Annotated in this window: 16 protein-coding genes; 5 read left to right on the plus strand and 11 right to left on the minus strand. The window is 64.8% G+C overall.

The annotated features are described in order from the left end of the window. Positions 1–28: 28 nt before the first annotated feature. Positions 29–697, plus strand: a complete 669-nt coding sequence (gene mnmC2 / locus ACXAED_RS11070) for a tRNA (5-methylaminomethyl-2-thiouridine)(34)-methyltransferase MnmC2 (protein ID WP_475049639.1) — start codon at positions 29–31, stop codon at positions 695–697. Continuing rightward, a complete protein-coding gene (locus tag ACXAED_RS11075) occupies positions 694–1,602 on the plus strand; it encodes a DMT family transporter (protein ID WP_475049641.1) in 909 nt (302 codons plus the stop codon). The genes mnmC2 and ACXAED_RS11075 overlap by 4 nt, the downstream gene beginning before the upstream one ends. On the opposite strand, the gene ACXAED_RS11080 is transcribed toward ACXAED_RS11075, so the two are convergent. Next, on the minus strand, positions 1,576–3,534 hold the full coding sequence (locus tag ACXAED_RS11080) for a lytic transglycosylase domain-containing protein (RefSeq protein ID WP_475049643.1): 1,959 nt from the start codon (positions 3,532–3,534) through the stop codon (positions 1,576–1,578). The two genes, ACXAED_RS11075 and ACXAED_RS11080, sit on opposite strands and share 27 nt — an antisense overlap. Before the next feature lie 139 nt (positions 3,535–3,673). On the opposite strand from ACXAED_RS11080, the gene dapA reads away from it, so the two are divergent. Continuing rightward, positions 3,674–4,546, plus strand: coding sequence for a 4-hydroxy-tetrahydrodipicolinate synthase (gene dapA / locus ACXAED_RS11085; RefSeq protein WP_475049646.1), 873 nt, complete (start codon positions 3,674–3,676; stop codon positions 4,544–4,546). Between the two features lie 141 nt (positions 4,547–4,687). Here the strand turns inward: dapA and ACXAED_RS11090 are convergent, their stop codons facing one another. The 10 genes from ACXAED_RS11090 to pdxR form a co-directional block, all read right to left on the minus strand. Beyond that, positions 4,688–5,569 (minus strand): sigma-70 family RNA polymerase sigma factor, encoded by an 882-nt coding sequence (locus tag ACXAED_RS11090; RefSeq protein ID WP_475049647.1) that lies wholly within the window; start codon positions 5,567–5,569, stop codon positions 4,688–4,690. After that, positions 5,566–6,027, minus strand: a complete 462-nt coding sequence (locus tag ACXAED_RS11095; RefSeq protein ID WP_475049648.1) for a carboxymuconolactone decarboxylase family protein — start codon at positions 6,025–6,027, stop codon at positions 5,566–5,568. The genes ACXAED_RS11090 and ACXAED_RS11095 overlap by 4 nt, the downstream gene beginning before the upstream one ends. Positions 6,028–6,149: 122 nt before the next feature. Continuing rightward, complete coding sequence (locus tag ACXAED_RS11100) at positions 6,150–7,037, minus strand: dimethyl sulfoxide reductase anchor subunit family protein (protein WP_475049650.1); 888 nt, start codon at positions 7,035–7,037, stop codon at positions 6,150–6,152. Beyond that, the gene (locus tag ACXAED_RS11105; RefSeq protein ID WP_475049652.1) at positions 7,037–7,813 is read right to left on the minus strand and encodes a 4Fe-4S dicluster domain-containing protein; all 777 of its coding nucleotides are present in this window, start codon (positions 7,811–7,813) and stop codon (positions 7,037–7,039) included. The genes ACXAED_RS11100 and ACXAED_RS11105 overlap by 1 nt, the downstream gene beginning before the upstream one ends. 79 nt (positions 7,814–7,892) lie before the next feature. After that, positions 7,893–10,715, minus strand: a complete 2,823-nt coding sequence (locus tag ACXAED_RS11110; RefSeq protein ID WP_475049654.1) for a molybdopterin oxidoreductase family protein — start codon at positions 10,713–10,715, stop codon at positions 7,893–7,895. A gap of 25 nt (positions 10,716–10,740) precedes the next feature. After that, complete coding sequence (locus ACXAED_RS11115) at positions 10,741–11,772, minus strand: YeiH family protein (protein ID WP_475049657.1); 1,032 nt, start codon at positions 11,770–11,772, stop codon at positions 10,741–10,743. A gap of 80 nt (positions 11,773–11,852) precedes the next feature. Then, positions 11,853–12,863, minus strand: coding sequence for a phosphate acetyltransferase (gene pta, locus ACXAED_RS11120; protein ID WP_475049659.1), 1,011 nt, complete (start codon positions 12,861–12,863; stop codon positions 11,853–11,855). Positions 12,864–12,906: 43 nt separating this feature from the next. Next, the gene (locus ACXAED_RS11125) at positions 12,907–13,653 is read right to left on the minus strand and encodes a sulfite exporter TauE/SafE family protein (protein ID WP_475049661.1); all 747 of its coding nucleotides are present in this window, start codon (positions 13,651–13,653) and stop codon (positions 12,907–12,909) included. A 5-nt stretch (positions 13,654–13,658) separates the two neighbouring features. After that, on the minus strand, positions 13,659–15,434 hold the full coding sequence (xsc, locus tag ACXAED_RS11130; RefSeq protein WP_475049662.1) for a sulfoacetaldehyde acetyltransferase: 1,776 nt from the start codon (positions 15,432–15,434) through the stop codon (positions 13,659–13,661). Positions 15,435–15,693: 259 nt separating this feature from the next. Further along, on the minus strand, positions 15,694–17,154 hold the full coding sequence (gene pdxR, locus ACXAED_RS11135; protein WP_475049664.1) for a MocR-like pyridoxine biosynthesis transcription factor PdxR: 1,461 nt from the start codon (positions 17,152–17,154) through the stop codon (positions 15,694–15,696). Positions 17,155–17,356: 202 nt separating this feature from the next. On the opposite strand from pdxR, the gene ACXAED_RS11140 reads away from it, so the two are divergent. Beyond that, entirely contained in the window at positions 17,357–17,668 is a 312-nt protein-coding gene (locus tag ACXAED_RS11140) for an ArsR/SmtB family transcription factor (RefSeq protein WP_475049665.1), read from the plus strand. After that, positions 17,661–18,692 carry a permease gene (locus ACXAED_RS11145; RefSeq protein ID WP_475049667.1) on the plus strand — a complete coding sequence of 344 codons (1,032 nt, stop codon included), beginning with the start codon at positions 17,661–17,663 and terminating at the stop codon, positions 18,690–18,692. Before ACXAED_RS11140 ends, ACXAED_RS11145 begins: the two co-directional genes overlap by 8 nt. Positions 18,693–18,963: the final 271 nt, after the last annotated feature.

The following is an 18,963-nucleotide window of genomic DNA, read 5'->3' on the forward strand; positions in this document are numbered from 1 at the left end:
TCCGGACAATCACTTAGGGGATTATAGCATGGCAGACCAGCAGGCCCGCCTCAGCTGGCGTGATGGCACCGTTCCAGTGTCGGATCAGTTCGATGATCCCTATTTCTCGATCCAGGACGGGCTGGCGGAAACGGAGCATGTGTTCCTGGCGGGCAACGGCCTGCCGGACCGGTTTTCGCCGGGGTTCCGGATTGCCGAACTGGGCTTTGGCACTGGTCTCAATATGCTGGCGGCCTGGCGCGCCTGGGAGGCGGCAGGGCAGGCGGCGCCGCTGCGCTTTACCAGTTTCGAGGCCTTTCCGATGGCGCCCGCCGACATGGCCAAGGCGCTGGAGGCGTTTCCGGCGGTCGCTCCGTGGGCAGAGCGGTTTCTGGCCAAGTGGCAAGGCACCGGGGCTTGCGATCTGGGCAGCCTGCAACTGGAGGTGATCCAGGGCGACGCCCGGATGTCGCTGCCGGAGTGGACAGGGCAGGCAGATGCCTGGTTTCTGGACGGGTTTTCGCCGGCCAAGAACCCCGAACTGTGGGAGGAGGCCCTGATGGCCCAGGTGGCCGCGCACACCGCGCCGGGCGGAACGGCTGCGACCTATACCGCGGCGGGGTTCGTGCGCCGCGGGCTGGAGGCGGCAGGATTCGAAGTGGCCCGCATTCCCGGCTACGGGCGCAAGCGGCATATGACAAAGGCGGTACTGCGATGAGCATGGTTCCACAGGCCAAAAGCCTGCCCCAGCCCCGGGTGCAGCAGAACAACGTGCCGCTGGGCATCCTGCTGATGATCGGCGCGACCATTGTCTTTGCCCTGCAGGACGGTATCTCGCGCCATCTGGCGGGCACCTACAACACCTATATGGTCGTCATGGTGCGCTACTGGTTCTTTGCCGCCTTTGTGGTGTTTCTGGCAGCACGTGCGCAGGGCGGCATCAAGGAAGCTGCGCGCACGGATCAGCTATGGCTGCAGATCTTCCGGGGTGTGCTTCTGGTCGGCGAAATCTGCGTGGCGGTCTACGGCTTCACCATTCTCGGCCTGATCGAAAGCCAAGCCGTTTTCATTTGCTATCCGCTGCTGGTGGCTGCACTCAGCGGCCCTGTGCTGGGCGAGAGCGTCGGCTGGCGGCGGTGGGCGGCGATCGGGGTCGGCCTGATCGGCGTGCTGATAATCCTGCAGCCGGGCATGGGCGTGTTCAACCCGGCGGCGGTGATCCCTTTCATCTCGGCACTGATGTTCGCCGTCTACGGTCTGGTGACCCGCTATGCCGCCCGCAAGGACAGCACCGCCACCAGCTTCTTCTGGACCGGGGTCGCCGGCATGGTCTTCATGACCGCCATCGGCATCTGGTTCTGGGAGCCGATGAGCCAGCGGGACTGGTTCTGGATGGCCCTTCTGTGCGTCTCCGGCGTGACCGGCCACTGGCTGCTGATCAAATGCTACGAGATGGCCGAGGCCAGCGCGGTGCAGCCGTTTGCCTATTTCCACCTGATCTGGGCGGCGATCCTGGGCATGGCGGTGTTCGGCGAGGTGATCCGTACCAATGTGGCCATCGGCGCGGGGGTCATCATCGCGGCGGGGCTGTTCACCCTATGGCGCGAACGCGTGAAGCGTTGAGCCGCGCAGTTCTTGCGAAAACGGCACCGGCAGCGGCGTCTTGCCCAGCCGCGCCCGGTAGACCGGCAGGCTTTCGGTGACCCGCATCACGTAGTTGCGGGTCTCGTTGAACGGGATGTGCTCGATCCAGTCGACAATGTCCGGGCCGCCGCCGCGCGGATCGCCATAGCGTTCCATCCAGGACGCGGGGCGGTGCGGCCCGGCGTTATAGCCTGCCGCCATCATCACAACGTTGCCGCGGAACTTGCCGGCCAGCCCGGCCAGGTAGTTCGCCCCCAGCTTGGCGTTGTAGTCCCACTCCGCCGTCAGGCGGGAGGTTTTGTGGCCCGCCAGGATGCCCAGCTCGGTCGCCACCAGTTTCGCGGTGGCAGGCATCACTTGCATCAGCCCGCGCGCGCCGGCATGGCTGACCACCGCCGGGTCGAACTCGCTTTCGCGCCGGGCAATCGCCAAGGTCATTTCTTCGGCCATCGGCAGCTGCCGCCTGGCAACGGGGTGCAGCGGGTAATAAGCGCCCTCCAGCTCCACTCCGCCACGGGCGGCACGTTTGGCAATCATTACCGCCAGGTGCGGCTGGTTCAGCTCCACCGCCATCTGCCCCAGCTGGCGCGCCTGCACCGGCGGCAGGTCCTCGACCAGATGAGTAAAGAAGCGTTCGGCCAGCGCCAAATCATCCGCCTTGAGCAGCAGCAAACCGGCCTCGGCCACTGAGGACTTCATGAAGCCCGCGGACCGCCAATCCGGCAGCGGTGCAGGTTTCACCAGCGCCGGGTCAAAGGGCAGGCCCAGTTTCTCAGCCGCCAGCAGCCCGTAGAAAGACGTCTGGTACTCCGCCCCCTTGGCATAGGCTTCATGCGCCTTGTCGGCCTCACCCATCGCCGCATATGCGCGGCCCAGCCAGTAACCGCCGCGACCGATCGAGATCGGAGTTTCGACCGAGGCAAGGAAACGCTCAAAATGCATTGCGGCGAGTTCCGGGTCGCGCAGCTTTTGCAGGGCGATGTAGCCGGCCAGCCATTCGCAATCGGAATAGCCATAGCCGTCTGCGGGGGTAGAGAAGTGATAGGCCGCCAGCTGATAGGCCCGCTCATGATCGCCGTCCCGCATCACCTGCCGCGCCAGATCGCGGCGGCGGCGCAGCCATTTGCCGGGTTCGCCCAGGCTTTCGGCGCTGGTGCTGCGGTCCATCATCATGGCAATGGCACTGTCCTGCAGCCGCTTGCGGTCGCGCCAGGCAAACCGGTCATAGGCGAGGCCTGCCGATCCCTGCAGCCGGTCTGGAATGGCCTCGATTTTTGCATCAACGCCGGGCGCGCGCTCCTGCAGGGCGATGCGCGCCTCCGCCAGCTTGCGCTCGCCCTCGGGTACTAGCGGCAGCATCCGCTTGGAGCTGACAAGGTGATCCTCCCACAACAGCCGGTCCAGCCGCGCGGTGTGATGCGGCTTCAGCAGCTTGGCGAAGTCGCGCAGATACAGATCCTGAATGGCGCTGCCCATGGCCATGGTGCGCCAGGCCAGCACGATCTCCGCCTCACCATCGCCGCGCCGCCCATCGTCAATCAGCGCCTTGCCCAGGCTCAGCGCGCCCTCGGCGGTTTGCGGACGCTCATTCGCATAAAACGCCAGGATGGTCTCGCGGCCGGTGGCGGCAATCACATCCTCGTTCTGGCGCCGCAGATAAGCCAGCCCCGGCCAGTCCGGGCGCCGCTGCAAAAACGCCATCACATCGCCCGCCGACCCCAGCCCGGCGCGCAGCCGGTGCCATTCGATGACATCGCGGGCAACGCTCCGCTGTGCCCCGGCCTCGCGGGCGGCCCTGTCCCATTTCTCGGACCGCATCAGCTCCAGCGCGGTGCCAAGATCGCGCGCCTGCGCGGGGAGGCCGGGCAGAGCCGCGGATATCAGCAGAATAAGGGCCAGGATGCGTGTCATCTCTTGCATTTTCCAGCGGTCCGGGGATAGAGGCTTGAACGTTACTCATTGGCGTGCCGGTATCAACTCAAATCACTGGCATTCCGTATCTTGACGGCGGCGGATTGCCGCCTGCACCTGCAGCAAAGGGAGCGTGCCCATGTTCAAAGGCTCTATGCCAGCACTCGTCACCCCGTTTTCGAACGGCGAGCTGGATCTGGATGCGCTCAAACGCTTGGTGGAATGGCAGATTGCCGAGGGCTCCAGCGCCCTGGTGCCGGTCGGCACGACCGGTGAAAGCCCGACCCTGACCCACGAGGAGCATGAAACTGTCATCGCCGAAGTGGTCAAGGCCGCAGCAGGCCGGGTGCCGGTTATTGCCGGTGCGGGCTCCAACAACACCGTCGAGATGATTCGCTTTGTGGAATTCGCGGAGAAGGTCGGCGCCGATGCGGCCCTGGTTGTGACGCCCTACTACAACAAGCCGACCCAGCGCGGCATGGTGCAGCATTTCACCGCGGCCCACGATTGTGCCGGAATTCCGATCATCATCTACAACATCCCCGGCCGCTCGGTCGTCGATATGACGCCTGCGACCATGGGTGAGCTGGCCAGGCTGCCGCGCATCGCGGGTGTGAAGGACGCAACCGGCGATCTGGCCCGCGTCAGCCAGCAGCGTGCCTCTTGCGGTGCGGATTTCATCCAGCTTTCCGGCGAGGATGCCACTGCACTGGGCTTCAACGCCCACGGTGGCGTCGGCTGTATCTCGGTGACCGCAAACGTGGCGCCCAAGCTCTGCGCTGAGTTCCAGGCCGCGACCTTGGCAGGCGACTATGCCAAGGCGCTGGAGTATCAGGACAAGCTGATGCCGCTGCATGAGGCGATCTTCATCGAGCCCGGCCTGGCCGGTGCAAAATACGGCCTGTCGAAACTCGGCATGTGCAGCGAAGAGGTCCGTTCGCCGCTGACCACTCTGGAAGACAGCACCAAGGCGGCCATTGACGCTGCCATGGTCCACGCCGGCCTGCTATGACCACAGGCGAATTCAGAAATTGCCGGGCGGCCTCCTCACGGAGCGCCGCCCGCTTTCTTTCCGGGATCCTCTGTTCATCTGGCTGAAAATATCCCGGGGTGAATTGCCCCTGCAGGGGCAAGAGGGGCTGGCCCCTCCTGCCTAATTCAGCGTGTCCGCCAGATGCCGCATCTTGTCCGGGTTGCGCGTTACATAAATGCGGACGATCCGCCCGTTCCGGACTTCCAGCGCTATCGCCTGAAGAATTCCGTCCGGTTCGCGGCTGAGAATGGCAGGCAGGCCGTTCAGCTGGCACAGCCGCCAGCGGTCCGGCAGGTTGCGCCCTGCTTTGCGGGCCAGCCCCTCGCACAGCCGCAGCACCCGTTCCAGCCCGTAAATCGGGTTCAGCGTGGCCATCGCCTTGCCGCCGCCATCCGAGATCAGCTGCACATCCTGCGCCAAAAGCTGCGTCAGCGCCGCGGTGTCTCCGGTTTTGGACGCGCGAAAAAAGGCTTCGGCCAAGTCCCGCCCCTGATCCGGGTCGGCAGGCGCCTGCGGCCGGAGCTGCTGGACTTTGCGCCGTGCCCGGGCGGCCAGCTGCCGGCAAGCATCGGGGCTGCGGTTCAGCGCGGCACCGATTTCGCCGTAGGCGCTGTCAAAAATGTCATGCAGCAGAAAGGCGGCGCGCTCCAGCGGTGAGAGGGTTTCCAGCGCCAGAAGCAGCGCAACCGAGACGTCGTGATCGAGCTGCTCAGTCGCGTCTTCGGTCAGCAGCGGCTCGGGCAGCCATTCGCCGGGATAAGTCTCGCGCCGGGCGCGGGCGGACTTCAGCTGGTCGAGACACAGCCGTGTGGTTATCCGCATCAAATAGCCTGTGGCGTCCTTCACCTCTGCCTGCGGTGCCGTCTGCCAGCGCAGGTAGGCGTCCTGCAGGATGTCCTCGGCGTCGCTGACGGTGCCCAGCATGCGGTAGGCGGCCGCGAATAGTCGCGGCCGCGCGGTCAGGAACGCATCGGTTCCGTCATTTAGTGCAGGTGCAGTCACGCGGCATTGGCCTCCTGCGCGGCAGGATGCGGGGTGCGGAAGCCGATTGCAATCCGGTTCCAGGCGTTGATCGCGCTGACCAGCAGCGTCAGAACCACCTGCTCTCGCGGGGAGAACAGCTGCGCTACAGCCTCGTAATCCGCGTCCGGTGCGCCGCTGGTTTCCACCCGGGTCAGCGCCTCAGTCCAGGCGAGCGCCGCCCGCTCGCGGTCCGAATAGAGAGAGGACTCGCGCCACGCGTTCAAGAGCTGCATCCGGTCTTCGCTTTCGCCATGGGCGCGCAGGTCGTGGCTGTGCATGTGGATGCAGAAAGCGCAGCCGTTGATCTGCGAGGCGCGCAGTTTCACCAGCTCCACCAGGCTGTGCTCCAGGCCGCTGTCCTTGAACAGGTTTTCCTGCTCCAGCATCGGTTTAAACAGGTCGGGGGCGACGGCGAAAGTGTCGAGGCGCGGGGTCATCAATCTGTTCCTTTCTGATGGCTTCAGGAACAGGACGAGGCAGCGGGGCGGTTTGTGACATGCTGCCTGAAAAAATGCCGAAAAAAGTTCCGGGGCACCTGAGACTGGCGCCCCGGATCGTGTCAGCGTTTGCCGTAGTAGAAGCCGACCACATGTTCGGCCTGGGCAAAGAACAGCCAGCGCGACACCGCAACGCCTGCGAGGTGGGAGAGCACTGCAAGGGCTGCAAAAAGATGTTTGACCGCAAAACCCTGCACCGGCGTCAGGATCAGCAGCAGCGGCAGCGCAAAGCCGAGGGCAAAGGCAATGATCCGCAGCTTCTGCGCGTGCTTGCGGCCCACCACATGCACAAACTCGCGCAAGAGGTAGTTGGAACCGGTATGCGGCGGCTCAAAGGCCCGCACCGCGCCGCGGTCCCCCAGGCCGGTGGCCGTGCCGAGATTGGTTCTGGAGTTTTCCAGCGCCCGGTCGCCCTTGGCCCAGTAGGCCAGCTGCACCGCGCCTGCGATGGCCAGCAGCCAGGGTGCCAAGTCTTCTGCCCCGGCCAGCAGCGCACCGCCCGCCAGGCTGAAGGAGAGGAACACCGCGGGCGTCAGCTCCATGTTCCACCGTGGGATGGTCTTGAGCTGGGTGTAGATCATCGAGGTGGTGAAGACGGTGGCGAGGCTCAGGCCTGCACCGATCCAGCCGAGAAGTGTCCAATGGCTGTTCAGGAAGACCGCGCCGAGCGCGTAGAGGCCCATGACAATCAGCGCCGCAACAGCACAAATGCCCTCGCGGGACAGCCAGCTGGTCCTCCACTGGGTGAGCGCCCGCCAGGCCCGCTCCGGGCGGCCCAGGTGGAAGGTAGAGGCCAGCAGCCCGCCCACGGCCAGCGCGTAGGCGATGGCGTAGAATACAAAGGCCACTGCGCCGGTCACTGCGGGCTGGCCAAGGCCGAGAAAGAACAGCAGGCCAAAACCCAGGCCGGAGAGGGTGGTGAACAGGATGACGGATGGTGCGGGATGCATCAGTTCGCTCCTCCCGAAGATTGCCCCGGAAGCTTGTCGAGCGCCTTGTCCAGCCAGCCCAGAAACCCCTGCGGCTCTTCGGCAACCGGTGCCAGCAGCGGGGCGAGGATGTCGATCTGATCCTCGATCCTGTCCTTGGGCCGGGGCGGCAGGTATTTGTTCACCGGCTTGGTGCCCATCTCCGGCATCAGGTCCATGCCGCCGCGCTCTGCCACCAGTTTGGAGACCTCGCTGTCCGGGTCGCCCAGATCGCCAAAGTGGCGCGCACCCGCAGGGCAGGTCCGCACGCAGGAGGGAGTGCGGTCCACCTCCGGCAGGTTCTCGTTATAGATCCGGTCAACGCAGAGGGTGCATTTCTTCATCACACCTTCGGCCAAGTCCAGTTCCCGCGCGCCATAGGGGCAGGACCAGGCGCACAGGCCGCAGCCTATGCAGTGATCCTCGTTCACCAGCACGATGCCGTCCTCGACACGCTTGTAGCTGGCGCCGGTGGGGCAGACGGTGACACAGGGCGCGTCTTCACAGTGCAGGCAGGACTTGGGGAAGTGGATCAGCTGGGCATGGCCCTGCTCCGGCTGGACCTCATAGGAATGGACCCGGTTCAGGAACGTGCCCGAGGGATCGCCGCCATAGGGGTCCTGATCGCTCAGCGGCGCACCGTAGTTTTCGGTGTTCCAGCCTTTGCAGGAGATCACGCAAGCATGGCAGCCAACGCAGGTGTCCAGGTCGATGACCAGGCCCATCTTGCGGTCTGTCTTGGCGGGAAGCTCAGTCATTGCGTACCCCCAGTGCAGAGTGCGGAGCCAAGAAAATTCCAATTTTCTTGGCAATTTTCTTCGAAGAAAATTGCTCCCATCATTTGCCGACCTTCCATTTCAGTTCCTCAGGGCCGGTGCCGACCGGCGACTTCTGCGCCGGGAAGGCTGGCTGGCTTTCCTGCAGGCTGTCCGGGGCGGCGGCCTTTTCGATTCTGACTTTGAGGTCGAACCAGGCCGCCTGGCCGGTGATCGGGTCCGAGTTGGCCCACCGCATACCGTCGCCCTTGGGCGGCAGCAGCTCGTGTATCAGATGATTTAGCAAGAAACCCTTGGTGGCCTCCGGCGCGTCTTCTTCCAGCGCCCAGGCACCCTTGCGCTTGCCGATGGCGTTCCAGGTCCAGACGGTGTTTTCGTTGAGCGCCGCCATCTCCATCACCGGCACAGTGATCTCGCCGTGCGGTGAGGTGACCTTGGCCCAGTCGCCGTCCTGCAGCCCATGTTCCCGCATCAGCTTGGTCGGCACATATAGCGGATTGCGGCCATGCAGCTGGCGCAGCCAGGCGTTCTGGGTGCCCCAGGAGTGGTACATTGCCATCGGCCGCTGGGTCAGCGCGTTGACGGTGAAGCCCTCGTTGCCCTGCTGGTCGGTCTCGTACCAGATCGGCAATGGGTCCATCACGTCCTTGACCCGCTGGCGCAGGTGCTCCGGCGGCTGCCGCTCGCCGTGGCCTTCGGCGGCGAGCTGGAACTTGCGCATCGGCTCGGCGTAAAGCTGGAACAGATAGGGCTGCGGGCTGTCAAAGAGCCCCATGCCCACCGCCCAGTCCTGATAGGCGGCATTCCAGGGCTTGTAGTAGTCCGCGCCTTCCGGGATATGCGCCACGTAGAAACCGCCGTTTTTGATATAGCGGTTCAGCTGGTCCGGGTTCACCTCGCCACGGCCTTCCTTGTCGCCGTTTTCCCCGCGGAAGCCTGCCAGTGGGCCGATGCCAGGCTTGCGCTCGTGGTTGACGATGTAGTCGGCGTAATCCTTCCACTTGGGGCTGCCGTCATCGTTGGTGAAGCCCGGCAGGCTCATCCGGTTGGCCAGCTCGATCAGCACCGACTGGAAACCGCGCACGTCCCGGTCGGGCTCGATCACAGGCCAGCGGATCGCATCGGCGGCCGCATCCGCCTCGCAGATCGGACGGTCCAGCAGCGAAATGCAATCGTGGCGTTCCAGATAGGTGGTGTCAGGCAGGATCAGATCGGCATAGGCCACCATCTCCGACGAATAGGCGTCGGAATAGATGATGTGCGGGATCATGTAACCGCCGTCGTCGTTGCGAGCGCTGAGCATCTCCATCACGCCCTTGGTGTTCATCGAGGAGTTCCACGACATGTTGGCCATGTACATGAACAGCGTGTCGATCTTGTACGGATCGCCCGCATGGGCGTTGGAGATCACCATGTGCATCAGCCCGTGCGCCGACATTGGGTTTTCCCAGGTGAACGCCTTGTCGATACGCTGGGGCTTGCCGTTTTCGTCCAGCAGCAGATCCTCGGGGCCGCGCGGGAAGCCCAGATGCGGGCCATCCAGCGGGCGGCCGGGTCGGCGGTCGCCGTGCGGGGTGGGGTGGGCCTCAACCGGTTTGGGGTAGGGCGGTTTAAAGCGGAAGCCCCCGGGCACCTCAACGGTGCCCAGAAGGATCTGCAGCACATGCAGCGCGCGGCAGGTCTGGAAGCCGTTGGCGTGCGCCGACACCCCGCGCATCGCGTGCATCGACACCGGGCGGCCGGTCATCTTGCTGTGTTTCTCGCCGCGGAAGTCGGTCCATTCGACGTCCAGCTCAAACGACTCGTCAAAGGCGACGCGGGCCAGTTCGCCGGCGATGGCGCGGATGCGCTTGGCGGGGATGCCGCATTTGCCGGCAATAGCCTCGGGCGCGTATTCCGGCGACAGATACCGCTCTGCCATCAGGTGGAAGACCGGGCGGTGGGTGACGCCGTCCTTCTCGTAAACCGCGGTCAGGTCCGGGCGCACGCCGGGCTGGTCAAAGGGCGTGAGCTCGCCGGTGTTGCGGTCGATCACCAGCATCTTGCCGTCACCGTCGCGCAGGAACAGGCCCTTGTCCGGGCCTTCGGAGGCGTTGATCAGCACCGGCGCGTTGGTGTAGCGGCTGAGGTAGTCGAGGTCGATCTTCCCCGCCTTCATCAGCACGTGGATCAGCGACAGGATGAACAGCCCGTCGGTGCCCGGGGTGATGCCGACCCAGTCATCCGCCACCGCATTATAGCCGGAGCGGATCGGATTGACGCCGATCACCCGCGCGCCGCGCTTCTTGATCTTGCCGATGCCCATCTTGATCGGGTTGGAGTCATGATCCTCGGCCACGCCGAACAGCATGAACAGTTTGGTGTGCTCCCAGTCGGGCTGGCCGAATTCCCAGAACGCGCCGCCCATGGTGTAGATCCCGGCGGTCGCCATGTTAACCGAGCAGAAGCCGCCGTGCGCAGCGTAGTTCGGAGTGCCGAAGTTCTGCGCCCAGAAGCTGGTGAAGCTCTGGCTCTGGTCGCGCCCGGTGAAGAAGGCCAGTTTTTGCGGCGCGGTTTCGTGCAGCTCATTCAGCCAGCCGACGGCGGTGCTGATCGCCTCATCCCAGGAAATCTCCCGGAACTCGCCGGATCCGCGCGGCCCCACCCGCTTGAGCGGGGCGCGCAGCCGCGACGGTGCGTTCACCTGCATGATCCCCGCAGACCCCTTGGCGCACAGGACACCCTTGTTCACCGGGTGGTCGCGGTTGCCCTCGATATAGGCGACCTTTCCATCCTTCATGTGCACGTTAATGCCGCAACGGCAGGCGCACATGTAGCAGGTGGTTTTCCGCACCTCATCGGATACAGGGGGGGACGTGTCCACCCGGGGTTGCTGGAATGTCATCTGGCCTCCCTTCTGGTCTCCCCGATCAGGTCAACAGCTCAATCCCCGCCAGGATCAGCCCGGCAATGAACAGAGTTTCGACGATGATCAGGGCAATGGCCGCGCCTCCTACGGCCAGGACCTGTTTCAGATTTGTTTTCATTCCCACCGCGGCAATCGCGGTGAGCAGCAGCCAGCGCGAGGCCTGGCTGAGGAATTCGGTAACGGCCGACGGGATCAGCCCAAAGGAGTTGAGCCCGGCCAGCACCAGAAATGCGATCACAAAGCCCGGCAGGACCGGCGGGCGCTTGCCGTCGCTGGGCAGCTCGGCAAAGGAGCGGATCATCAGCGAGGCCGCCAGCACGATGGGGGCCAGCATCGCCACCCGCATCAGCTTGACCAGGGTGGCCGTGTCGCCCGTCTGCTCGGAAATCGAAAAGCCCGCGCCGACCACCTGTGCCACGTCATGGATGGTGCCGCCCAGGAACACACCGGCCTGGATCGAGTTCAGCTCCAGCAGGTTCACCAGGATCGGATAGGCGATCATCGCCACGGTCGACAGCACCGTCACGCCCATCACGGTAAAGATCAGCCGCTCCTCGGAGCGCTCATCTCGGGGCAGGATGGCACTGATCGCCATCGCAGCCGACGCGCCGCAAATTGCAACGGAGCCCGCCGTCAGAAAGGCAAAGCGCCACTTGTGGCCAAAGAACCGGGCCACGGCGAGGCCGAAGGCGATGGTGGCGATCACGCCGCCAACGACCAGCGCGATCAGGTCCCAGCCAAGCCCCATCATCAGCACCATCGACACCCGCACCCCCAGGAGCGCCACCCCTAGCCGCAGCAGCGAGCGGGCGGAAAAGGCAATGCCGGGCACTGTCTTGCCCTCTTCTCCCAGGAAGCTGACGGCAATCCCCAGCAGCAGCGCCAGCAGCATGGCCGGTGTTGCGTAATGCTCCGCAAGGAATTGCGCGGTGACGGCCACAAGCGCCGAAACCGCCACCCCTGGCAGCAGTTGGCGGAGTTTGTTTTGCAATTCACCCGATTGCAGAGATGTTATCTGTGCCAGAACGGACATGGCGGGAAACTTTCCTGATTGACCCATGGGGTGCACATTCTGGCCTCTGGTCAAGAGTGTGCTGCGCCCGAAGGGTAGATTTACGGGTTCGCCTGCAGAATGGTGACGGCGATAATCTGGGTGACATCCTCGGCACTGCAGCCGCGGGACAGGTCGTTGGCCGGTTTGGCCAGCCCCTGCAGGACCGGGCCGATGGCGGAATAGCCGCCCAGCCGCTGGGTGATCTTGTAGCCGATGTTGCCCGCATCCAGATTGGGGAAGATCATCACGTTGGCCTGGCCCGCGACGCTGGACCCGGGCGACTTGCGCTCCCCGACCGCGGGCACAAAGGCCGCGTCGAATTGCAGCTCGCCGTCCGCCGGCAGGTCAGGATGCGCGGCCCGGAAGAGGCCCAGGGCCTCGGTCACCTTGTCCACCGCGGGGTGCTTGGCGCTTCCGGTGGTGGAGAAGCTGAGGAAGGCGAGCTTCGGGTCCACCCGCAGCAGGGCGCGGGCCGATTGAGCGGAGGCGGCGGCGATCGAGACCATCTCGGCAGGGCTGGGGTCAATGACCAGCCCGCAATCGGAATAGAGCATGGCCCGGGCGCCCTCCGGCGCGCCTTCGGGCGGGTACATCAGGAAGAAGGAGGAGACCATGCCCGCATCCGGCGCCATGCCGATCACCTGAATGGCGCTGCGCACCACGTCGCCGGTGGTATGCACGGCTCCGCCGACGGTGCCGGCAGCATGGCCCAGGCGCACCAGCATGGCGGCATAAACCAGCGGGGTTTCGGCGGCGGCGCGGGCCTTGGCCGCATCAACGCCCTTGTGTTTACGAAGCTCAAAATACTCGGCCGCGAAGGCCTCAGTCAGCTCCGAGGTTGCCGGGTCATGAATTGCCACGCCCTCGCCGGCGCTGGCACCTTCGGCCTGCAGGGCAGCCTCTACCTCAGCCTGCGGACCGACCAGGATCACATCGGCGATACCAGCCCGGTGCGCCGCCAGGGCACCCGCAACGACGCGGGGATCGGTGCCTTCGCTCAGCGCGACGACGGGACGTGATGCGGGGGCTTCAGCCTGCAGCAGTTCGAGCGGGGACGAGGTCTGGGTCACGGGCGTGCGTCCTGTAACAGCGGTTTCGGGGCAGGGCGGGCGGTCAGAGCGCCAGCCGAGCGATATTGATCAGTGAAAGCGCGGTCAGCATCAGCACCACCGCGCGGCGGAACAGCCTTTGGGAGACCGCCTGGAAGCCATGAGACCCGGCCCAGATGCCGAGACCCAGAATAGGAAAGGCCAGCAGGATGCCGGTCAGGGTTTCCGGCCCAACCAGCCCGTTTGCGGCCATAACCGGCAGCGCCATCACGTCGATGCCGGTCAGGAACACGATCATGGTGGCGCGGAACACCGCGGGCGGCACCGGCTGCGCGGTCAGAAAGGCCGCCACCGGCAGGCCGCCAACGCCGGCACTGTTGGCAATGCCTGCAATGGCGCCCACACCCACATTGCCGTTGCGCCCCACCGGGCGCGACAGCTGCCAGCCGCTCAGCAGCACCAGGCTCAGCACCAGGATCAGGCTGGAGATCGCCAGCCGCGCTTCCTGTTCGCCCAGCCGCGCCATGATCGCGATGGCGGGAACGGTGGCGATGGCAGCCCCGCCCAGCAGGGCTATGGCCCGGTGCCAGTCGATATGCGGGCGGATGCCTCTCGCCTGAAAGGCGGTCATGGCGATTTCGCAGGAAAACACCACCGGGATCAGCGGCAGCGGATTGGTGGTCAGCGCCGCCAGGATGATGAAGATCGCGGAGAACCCGAAGCCGGAAAATCCCCGGATCAGGGCCGCCGCGAACAACGCGGCGGCCAGATAGGCCCCCTGGCCCATTGAGAGGTCAAAGGGCAGGGGCACGGGCGTCAGACCTGCTGTTCGCGCATGTCCGCCTTGTCGATGCCTGCCACGCGGACCGGCTTCTTCATGGCGTCACGGCGGAACGGCTCGCCCAGCTCCTGGTTGATCATCGCTTCGATCAGGGTGGTGGTGCCGTTCTTCTGGTCTTCGATTGCCTGGGCCAGCGCCGAGGTCAGCTCGTCCATGGTGCGGGCAACCACGCCTTTCAGGCCGCAGGCCTGGGCGATGCCGGCATAGGAGACCTGCTGGTCCAGCTCGGTGCCGACGAAGTTGTCATCGAACCACAGGGTGGAGTTCCGCTTTTCCGCGCCCCACTGATAGTTGCGGAAGACGATCTGGGTCACGGCGGGCCACTCGCCGCGGCCGATGGCGGTCAGCTCGTTCACCGCGATGCCAAAGGCACCGTCGCCGGAGAAGCCGACAACCGGAGTGTCCGGATTGCCGATCTTGGCGCCGACAACGGCCGGCAGGCCATAACCGCAGGGGCCGAACAGGCCAGGGGCCAGGTATTTGCGGCCTTCCTCGAACGAGGGGTAGGCGTTGCCGATGGCGCAGTTGTTGCCGATGTCAGAGGAGATGATCGCCTCTTTCGGCAGCGCGGACTGGATTGCGCGCCACGCCATGCGGGGGCTCATCCAGTCCGGCTTGTCGGCACGGGCGCGCTCGTTCCAGGTGGTGCCCGGATCGTCGTCCTCGTGGGTCATCTCGGTCAGCTGCTGGGCCCAGCGGGATTTGGTTTCCGCGATACGGTTCTTGCGCTCGGCACGGCCCTCGTCGCCAGCGGTATCGCTGAGCTGGGCCAGGATGCCCTGCGCCACCTTGGCGGCGTCGCCGATGATGCCGACGGAGACTTTCTTGGTCAGGCCGATACGGTCCGGGTTGATGTCAACTTGGATGATCTTGGCGTTGGCCGGCCAGTACTCCATGCCGTAACCCGGCAGGGTGGAGAACGGGTTCAGGCGGGTGCCAAGACACAGCACCACGTCGGCGTCCTTGATCAGCTCCATGCCGGCCTTGGAGCCGTTGTAGCCCAGCGGGCCTGCAAACAGCGGGTGCGAGCCGGGGAAGGCGTCGTTGTGCTGGTAGCCAACGCAGACCGGAGCATCCAGGCGCTCGGCCAGATCCTTGGACGCTTCGATGCCGCCCTTGGACAGGACGACGCCGGCACCGTTCAGGATCACCGGGTTCTTCGCCTCAGAGAGCAGTTTCGCCGCTTCGGCCACGGCGGTCTCGCCGCCGGAGGGGCGCTCGAACTCGACGATGGCGGGCAGTTCGATGTCGATCACCTGGGTCCACATGTCACGCGGGATGTTCAGCTGCGCCGGCGCCGAGGCGCGCTTGGCGTTCATGATCACCCGGTTCAGCACTTCCGCCACGCGGGTCGGGTCGCGCACTTCCTCCTGGTAGCAGACGCAGTCGGCGAACATGCGCATCTGCTCCATCTCCTGGAAGCCGCCCTGGCCGATGGTCTTGTTGGCCGCCTGCGGGGTGACCAGCAGCAGCGGGGTGTGGTTCCAGTAGGCGGTTTTGACGGCGGTGACGAAGTTGGTGATGCCGGGGCCGTTCTGGGCGATCATCATCGACATCTTGCCGGTGGCGCGGGTATAGCCGTCCGCCATCATGCCGCCGGAGCCTTCGTGGGCGCAGTCCCAGAAGGTGATGCCTGCGGCAGGGAAGATGTCCGAAATCGGCATCATTGCGGAGCCGATGATGCCGAACGCGTGCTGGATGCCATGCATCTGCAGCGTTTTGACAAAGGCTTCTTCGGTGGTCATTTTCATGGCGGGGTTCTCCTGAGTGAGACGCGGAATTCCTCCGGGCGCGGAGGCCGGAATTGACTCTGGTTTAGGGGGCGGGGCAGGGCCGGGTTAGGGCCAGTTGACCCGGTGGGATAGGTCCAAATGCCCGCCCATAGAGCCAGTGAACCGGTATTTTCTAATATAGTTCAGCCAGTCACCCGATGGGGAGGCTATTCCCAATGGCGTTTAAAAAATGATACTGAGAGTATCATTTTTTCGCGATTTTCCCGAAATGCGGGGGTCAGCCTTGCTTCAGCGCCTGGGCAAGCAGGGCGAGACCGGGTTCGATCCGGGTGGCGGGGATCGAGGAGTAACCAAGCCGGTAGTGGTTTTGCTTGCGGTTCCCGGCGGCAAAGAACGGCGCGCCGGGTTCGATGATCACGCTTTTCTCCTTCAGCCGCTCCGCCACGGCCGAAGTGTCCACCCCGTCGGGTGCGCGCATCCACAGGGCGGAGCCGCCGTAACCGCCGACGCCTGCAATCTCCAGCCCGTGCTTGCGGATGGCGTCCTCGATCACCGCGCGCCGGTCATGCAGCACTTTTGCGGTACGGCGGATCTGCGCATCGTAGTGTCCCAGCGACAGGAAATAGGCGACCGTGCGCTGGACATGGCCAGGCGGATGCCGCAGCACGCTGGCGCGCAACGCCCTTGCCTGACGGATAAACGGCTCCGACCCCACCAGATACCCCAGACGCAGACCCGGAAACAGCGACTTGGAGAAGCTGCCTGCATAGATCACACGCCCCTCGGTATCGAGCGATTTCAGCGACGGCGAGGGGGCGCCGAGGAACGACATCTCGAATTCGTAGTCATCCTCGACAATCACCGCGTCGATATCGCCGGCCCGCCGCAGCAGCTCCTTGCGCCGCTCCATCGGCATGGTGAAGGTGGTCGGACTCTGGTGGCTGGGAGTGCAGAAGATCACATCGGTGCCGTCCGGGATCTCCTCCGGCGGCAGCCCGCCTTCGTCCACCGGAATACAGTCCACATGGCAGCGGGTCTGCACCACCTGGTCGCGCAGGGTGTAATAGGCCGGGTCCTCTACCGTGGCGCGGCGGTTGCGGTTCAGCAGCAGCTGGCATGTGATCCACAGCGCATTTTGAGCACCCAGCGTGATCAGGATTTCCTCCGGCCGCGCGGTGATCCCGCGCCGCGGCAGCGTGTGGCGGGCGATGTACTCGATCAGCAGCGGGTCATCCTGATCAAAGTAGTCGTTTGCCAGCGCCGCGAAATCCTTTTGCCCCAGCGCCCTGAGCGCGCACAGCCGCCAGTTTGCGTGGTCGAACAGCGACGCGTCCGCCTGCCCGTAAATGAACGGATAGCGATAGTCGCGCCAGTCCTGGGGCTTACGCGGCGTGTCGCCGCCGGAAAAGCTGCGCGCCAGCACCTTGTCCCAGTCCATCGCATCGCCGGCTTTCTGCTGCGGCGTGTACGAGGGCGGCACCGGGGCGTTTTCCGACACGAAATACCCCGAGCGCCCGCGTGAAGTGAGGTAATCGTTGGCCAGAAGTTCGGTATAGGCCAGCGTCACGGTGATCCGGCTGATGCCGAGATGCGCCGCCAGCTTGCGCGAGGACGGCAGCTTCTCCCCGACCCGGAACCGGCCGGACAGAATGCCCTCGGCAATCATTTCCTGGATCTGCGCCTGCAGGGTGCCCTGGGCGTCCGGGTTGAGGAAGAAGGTGTCAACGGAAATGGCCATGCGCGCCACCTTAGGGTGGACTTAAACGCGGTGCAATCTGGACTTAGGGCCAGTTTGGAGGAATCTGCGCCTTGCTGTGGCTTCGCGATCTGGTCTGCAATTCTCGGCCGGCAGGTCGTGTTACGGATAATATGCAGCGCTCTTGAATACCGATCAACAAAACCATAAAACTAGTTTAGTCGAATCAATCGGAGCTGACATCATGCAATGGGAAGAAGCCGCACAGGGCTTTGCCGCGATGGGATCGGAGGCGCGGCTGCAGGTGTTGCGCTGCCTCATCCGGGCGGGCGAGGCCGGGCTGACGGTCGGGGACATCCAGGAGCGCACAGGCATTGCGCCTTCGACCCTGGCGCATCATCTGAAATTCCTTACCGGAGCCGGTGTGGTGGCGCAGGAGCGCGTGGGGCGGTCGACCATCAGCCGCGCCGAATTCTCCCGGCTGGAAGCGTTGGCCGGTTTCATTCTCAGCGAATGCTGCGCAGACGCAGGCAAAAAGGCGGCAAACGATGGCTGAACTGACACAAAACCCCGGTAAGGCAAAATCACTGGGCAGCTGGCTGAAGACGCCCTGGGCGCTGAGCCTTGCCCTGCTGGCAGGCGCAGCCATCCTTGACCCGGGCAACTTCCGCTCCGTCGTGGAGTTTACCTTGGCAGCGCTGGGCAGCACCGCGCGCTATATCCTGTTTGCGGTCCTGCTGCTGGCCTATCTCAAGGCGACGGGGGCGGAGGCGATGGTGGCGCGTGCCTTTGAGGGGCGCGAGACGCGGATGATCCTGCTGGCGGCGCTGTTCGGCGGGCTGGCGCCGTTCTGCTCCTGCGAAGTGATCCCGTTCATTGCCGGCCTTCTGGCGCTGGGCGCGCCGCTGTCGGCGGTTATGGCGTTCTGGCTGTCCTCGCCGCTGATCGACCCGCCGACTCTGCTGATCACCGCAGGCGCATTGGGCTGGCCATTCGCCATTGGCAAGGCGGTGGCGGCAGTGGCGCTGGGGCTGTTCGGCGGCTTTGCCATCAAGCTGCTGCGGGGTCATGGGGTTTTTGCCAACCCGCTGCGCAAGCAGCAAAGCACAGGCTGCTGCGGCTGCGGCGGGCCGAAGCCGGACGCCAGGCCGAACTGGCGGTTCTGGACCGAGGCACAGCGCCGGGTGAAGTTCCGCGAAGAGTTTGTGTCCAACGGTCTGTTCCTGCTGAAATGGCTGGCTCTGGCCTATGTGCTGGAATCGCTCCTGGTCCATTATGTTCCGGCTGGGGTGATCGCCGGGCTGGTGGGCGGCGAAGGTGTGCTGCCGATTGCGACCGCGGCGCTGGTCGGGATGCCTGCCTATCTGAACTCCTATGTCGCGCCGCCGCTGCTGGCCGGGCTGATGGAGCAGGGGATGAGCGCAGGTGCCGCAATGGCCTTTATGGTGGCAGGCGCGGTCAGCTCGGTCCCGGCCATGGCCGCGGTCTGGTCGCTGGTCAAGCCCAAGGTCTTCGCGGCCTACCTGGGACTTGGGGTGAGCGGAGCGATCTTGTCTGGCATTCTGTTTCAGCTGATCTGAGAGGTGGCGGCGGAACGGGGCACTCCCGCCCGTCGCGACGCATCAAAGATTGCCCCGCTCCCGTTGGGCCCAGCGCCGCGCTGACGCGCGGCGCTGTCCGTTTTGCTGAGAAGGGTCTTAGGGAGAAGCCTGCCCCTAAGATGCCAAATCCGCTTTGTCTTGAGGAAGGCGCGCCAAGGATGAGCGGGCTTCCCGGAAATGTTCTCGGGGAACGTTTCGCTCGCGAACAGGCGAAGCCTGCCGCCTGCCGGCGGGGCTTACGGTCCCCTTG

The organism is Leisingera sp. ABM4_103 (assembly GCF_056158685.1).

What these genes read in the sequence shown, in the direction of transcription:
- xsc (WP_475049662.1), bottom strand. Translation starts at nt 15,434, where the DNA reads ATGAAAATGACCACCGAAGAAGCCTTTGTCAAAACGCTGCAGATGCAT.
- ACXAED_RS11110 (WP_475049654.1), bottom strand. Translation starts at nt 10,715, where the DNA reads ATGACATTCCAGCAACCCCGGGTGGACACGTCCCCCCCTGTATCCGAT.
- dapA (WP_475049646.1), top strand. Translation starts at nt 3,674, where the DNA reads ATGTTCAAAGGCTCTATGCCAGCACTCGTCACCCCGTTTTCGAACGGC.
- ACXAED_RS11075 (WP_475049641.1), top strand. Translation starts at nt 694, where the DNA reads ATGAGCATGGTTCCACAGGCCAAAAGCCTGCCCCAGCCCCGGGTGCAG.
- ACXAED_RS11140 (WP_475049665.1), top strand. Translation starts at nt 17,357, where the DNA reads ATGCAATGGGAAGAAGCCGCACAGGGCTTTGCCGCGATGGGATCGGAG.
- pdxR (WP_475049664.1), bottom strand. Translation starts at nt 17,154, where the DNA reads ATGGCCATTTCCGTTGACACCTTCTTCCTCAACCCGGACGCCCAGGGC.
- mnmC2 (WP_475049639.1), top strand. Translation starts at nt 29, where the DNA reads ATGGCAGACCAGCAGGCCCGCCTCAGCTGGCGTGATGGCACCGTTCCA.
- ACXAED_RS11100 (WP_475049650.1), bottom strand. Translation starts at nt 7,037, where the DNA reads ATGCATCCCGCACCATCCGTCATCCTGTTCACCACCCTCTCCGGCCTG.
- ACXAED_RS11115 (WP_475049657.1), bottom strand. Translation starts at nt 11,772, where the DNA reads ATGTCCGTTCTGGCACAGATAACATCTCTGCAATCGGGTGAATTGCAA.
- ACXAED_RS11105 (WP_475049652.1), bottom strand. Translation starts at nt 7,813, where the DNA reads ATGACTGAGCTTCCCGCCAAGACAGACCGCAAGATGGGCCTGGTCATC.
- ACXAED_RS11080 (WP_475049643.1), bottom strand. Translation starts at nt 3,534, where the DNA reads ATGACACGCATCCTGGCCCTTATTCTGCTGATATCCGCGGCTCTGCCC.
- ACXAED_RS11095 (WP_475049648.1), bottom strand. Translation starts at nt 6,027, where the DNA reads ATGACCCCGCGCCTCGACACTTTCGCCGTCGCCCCCGACCTGTTTAAA.
- ACXAED_RS11145 (WP_475049667.1), top strand. Translation starts at nt 17,661, where the DNA reads ATGGCTGAACTGACACAAAACCCCGGTAAGGCAAAATCACTGGGCAGC.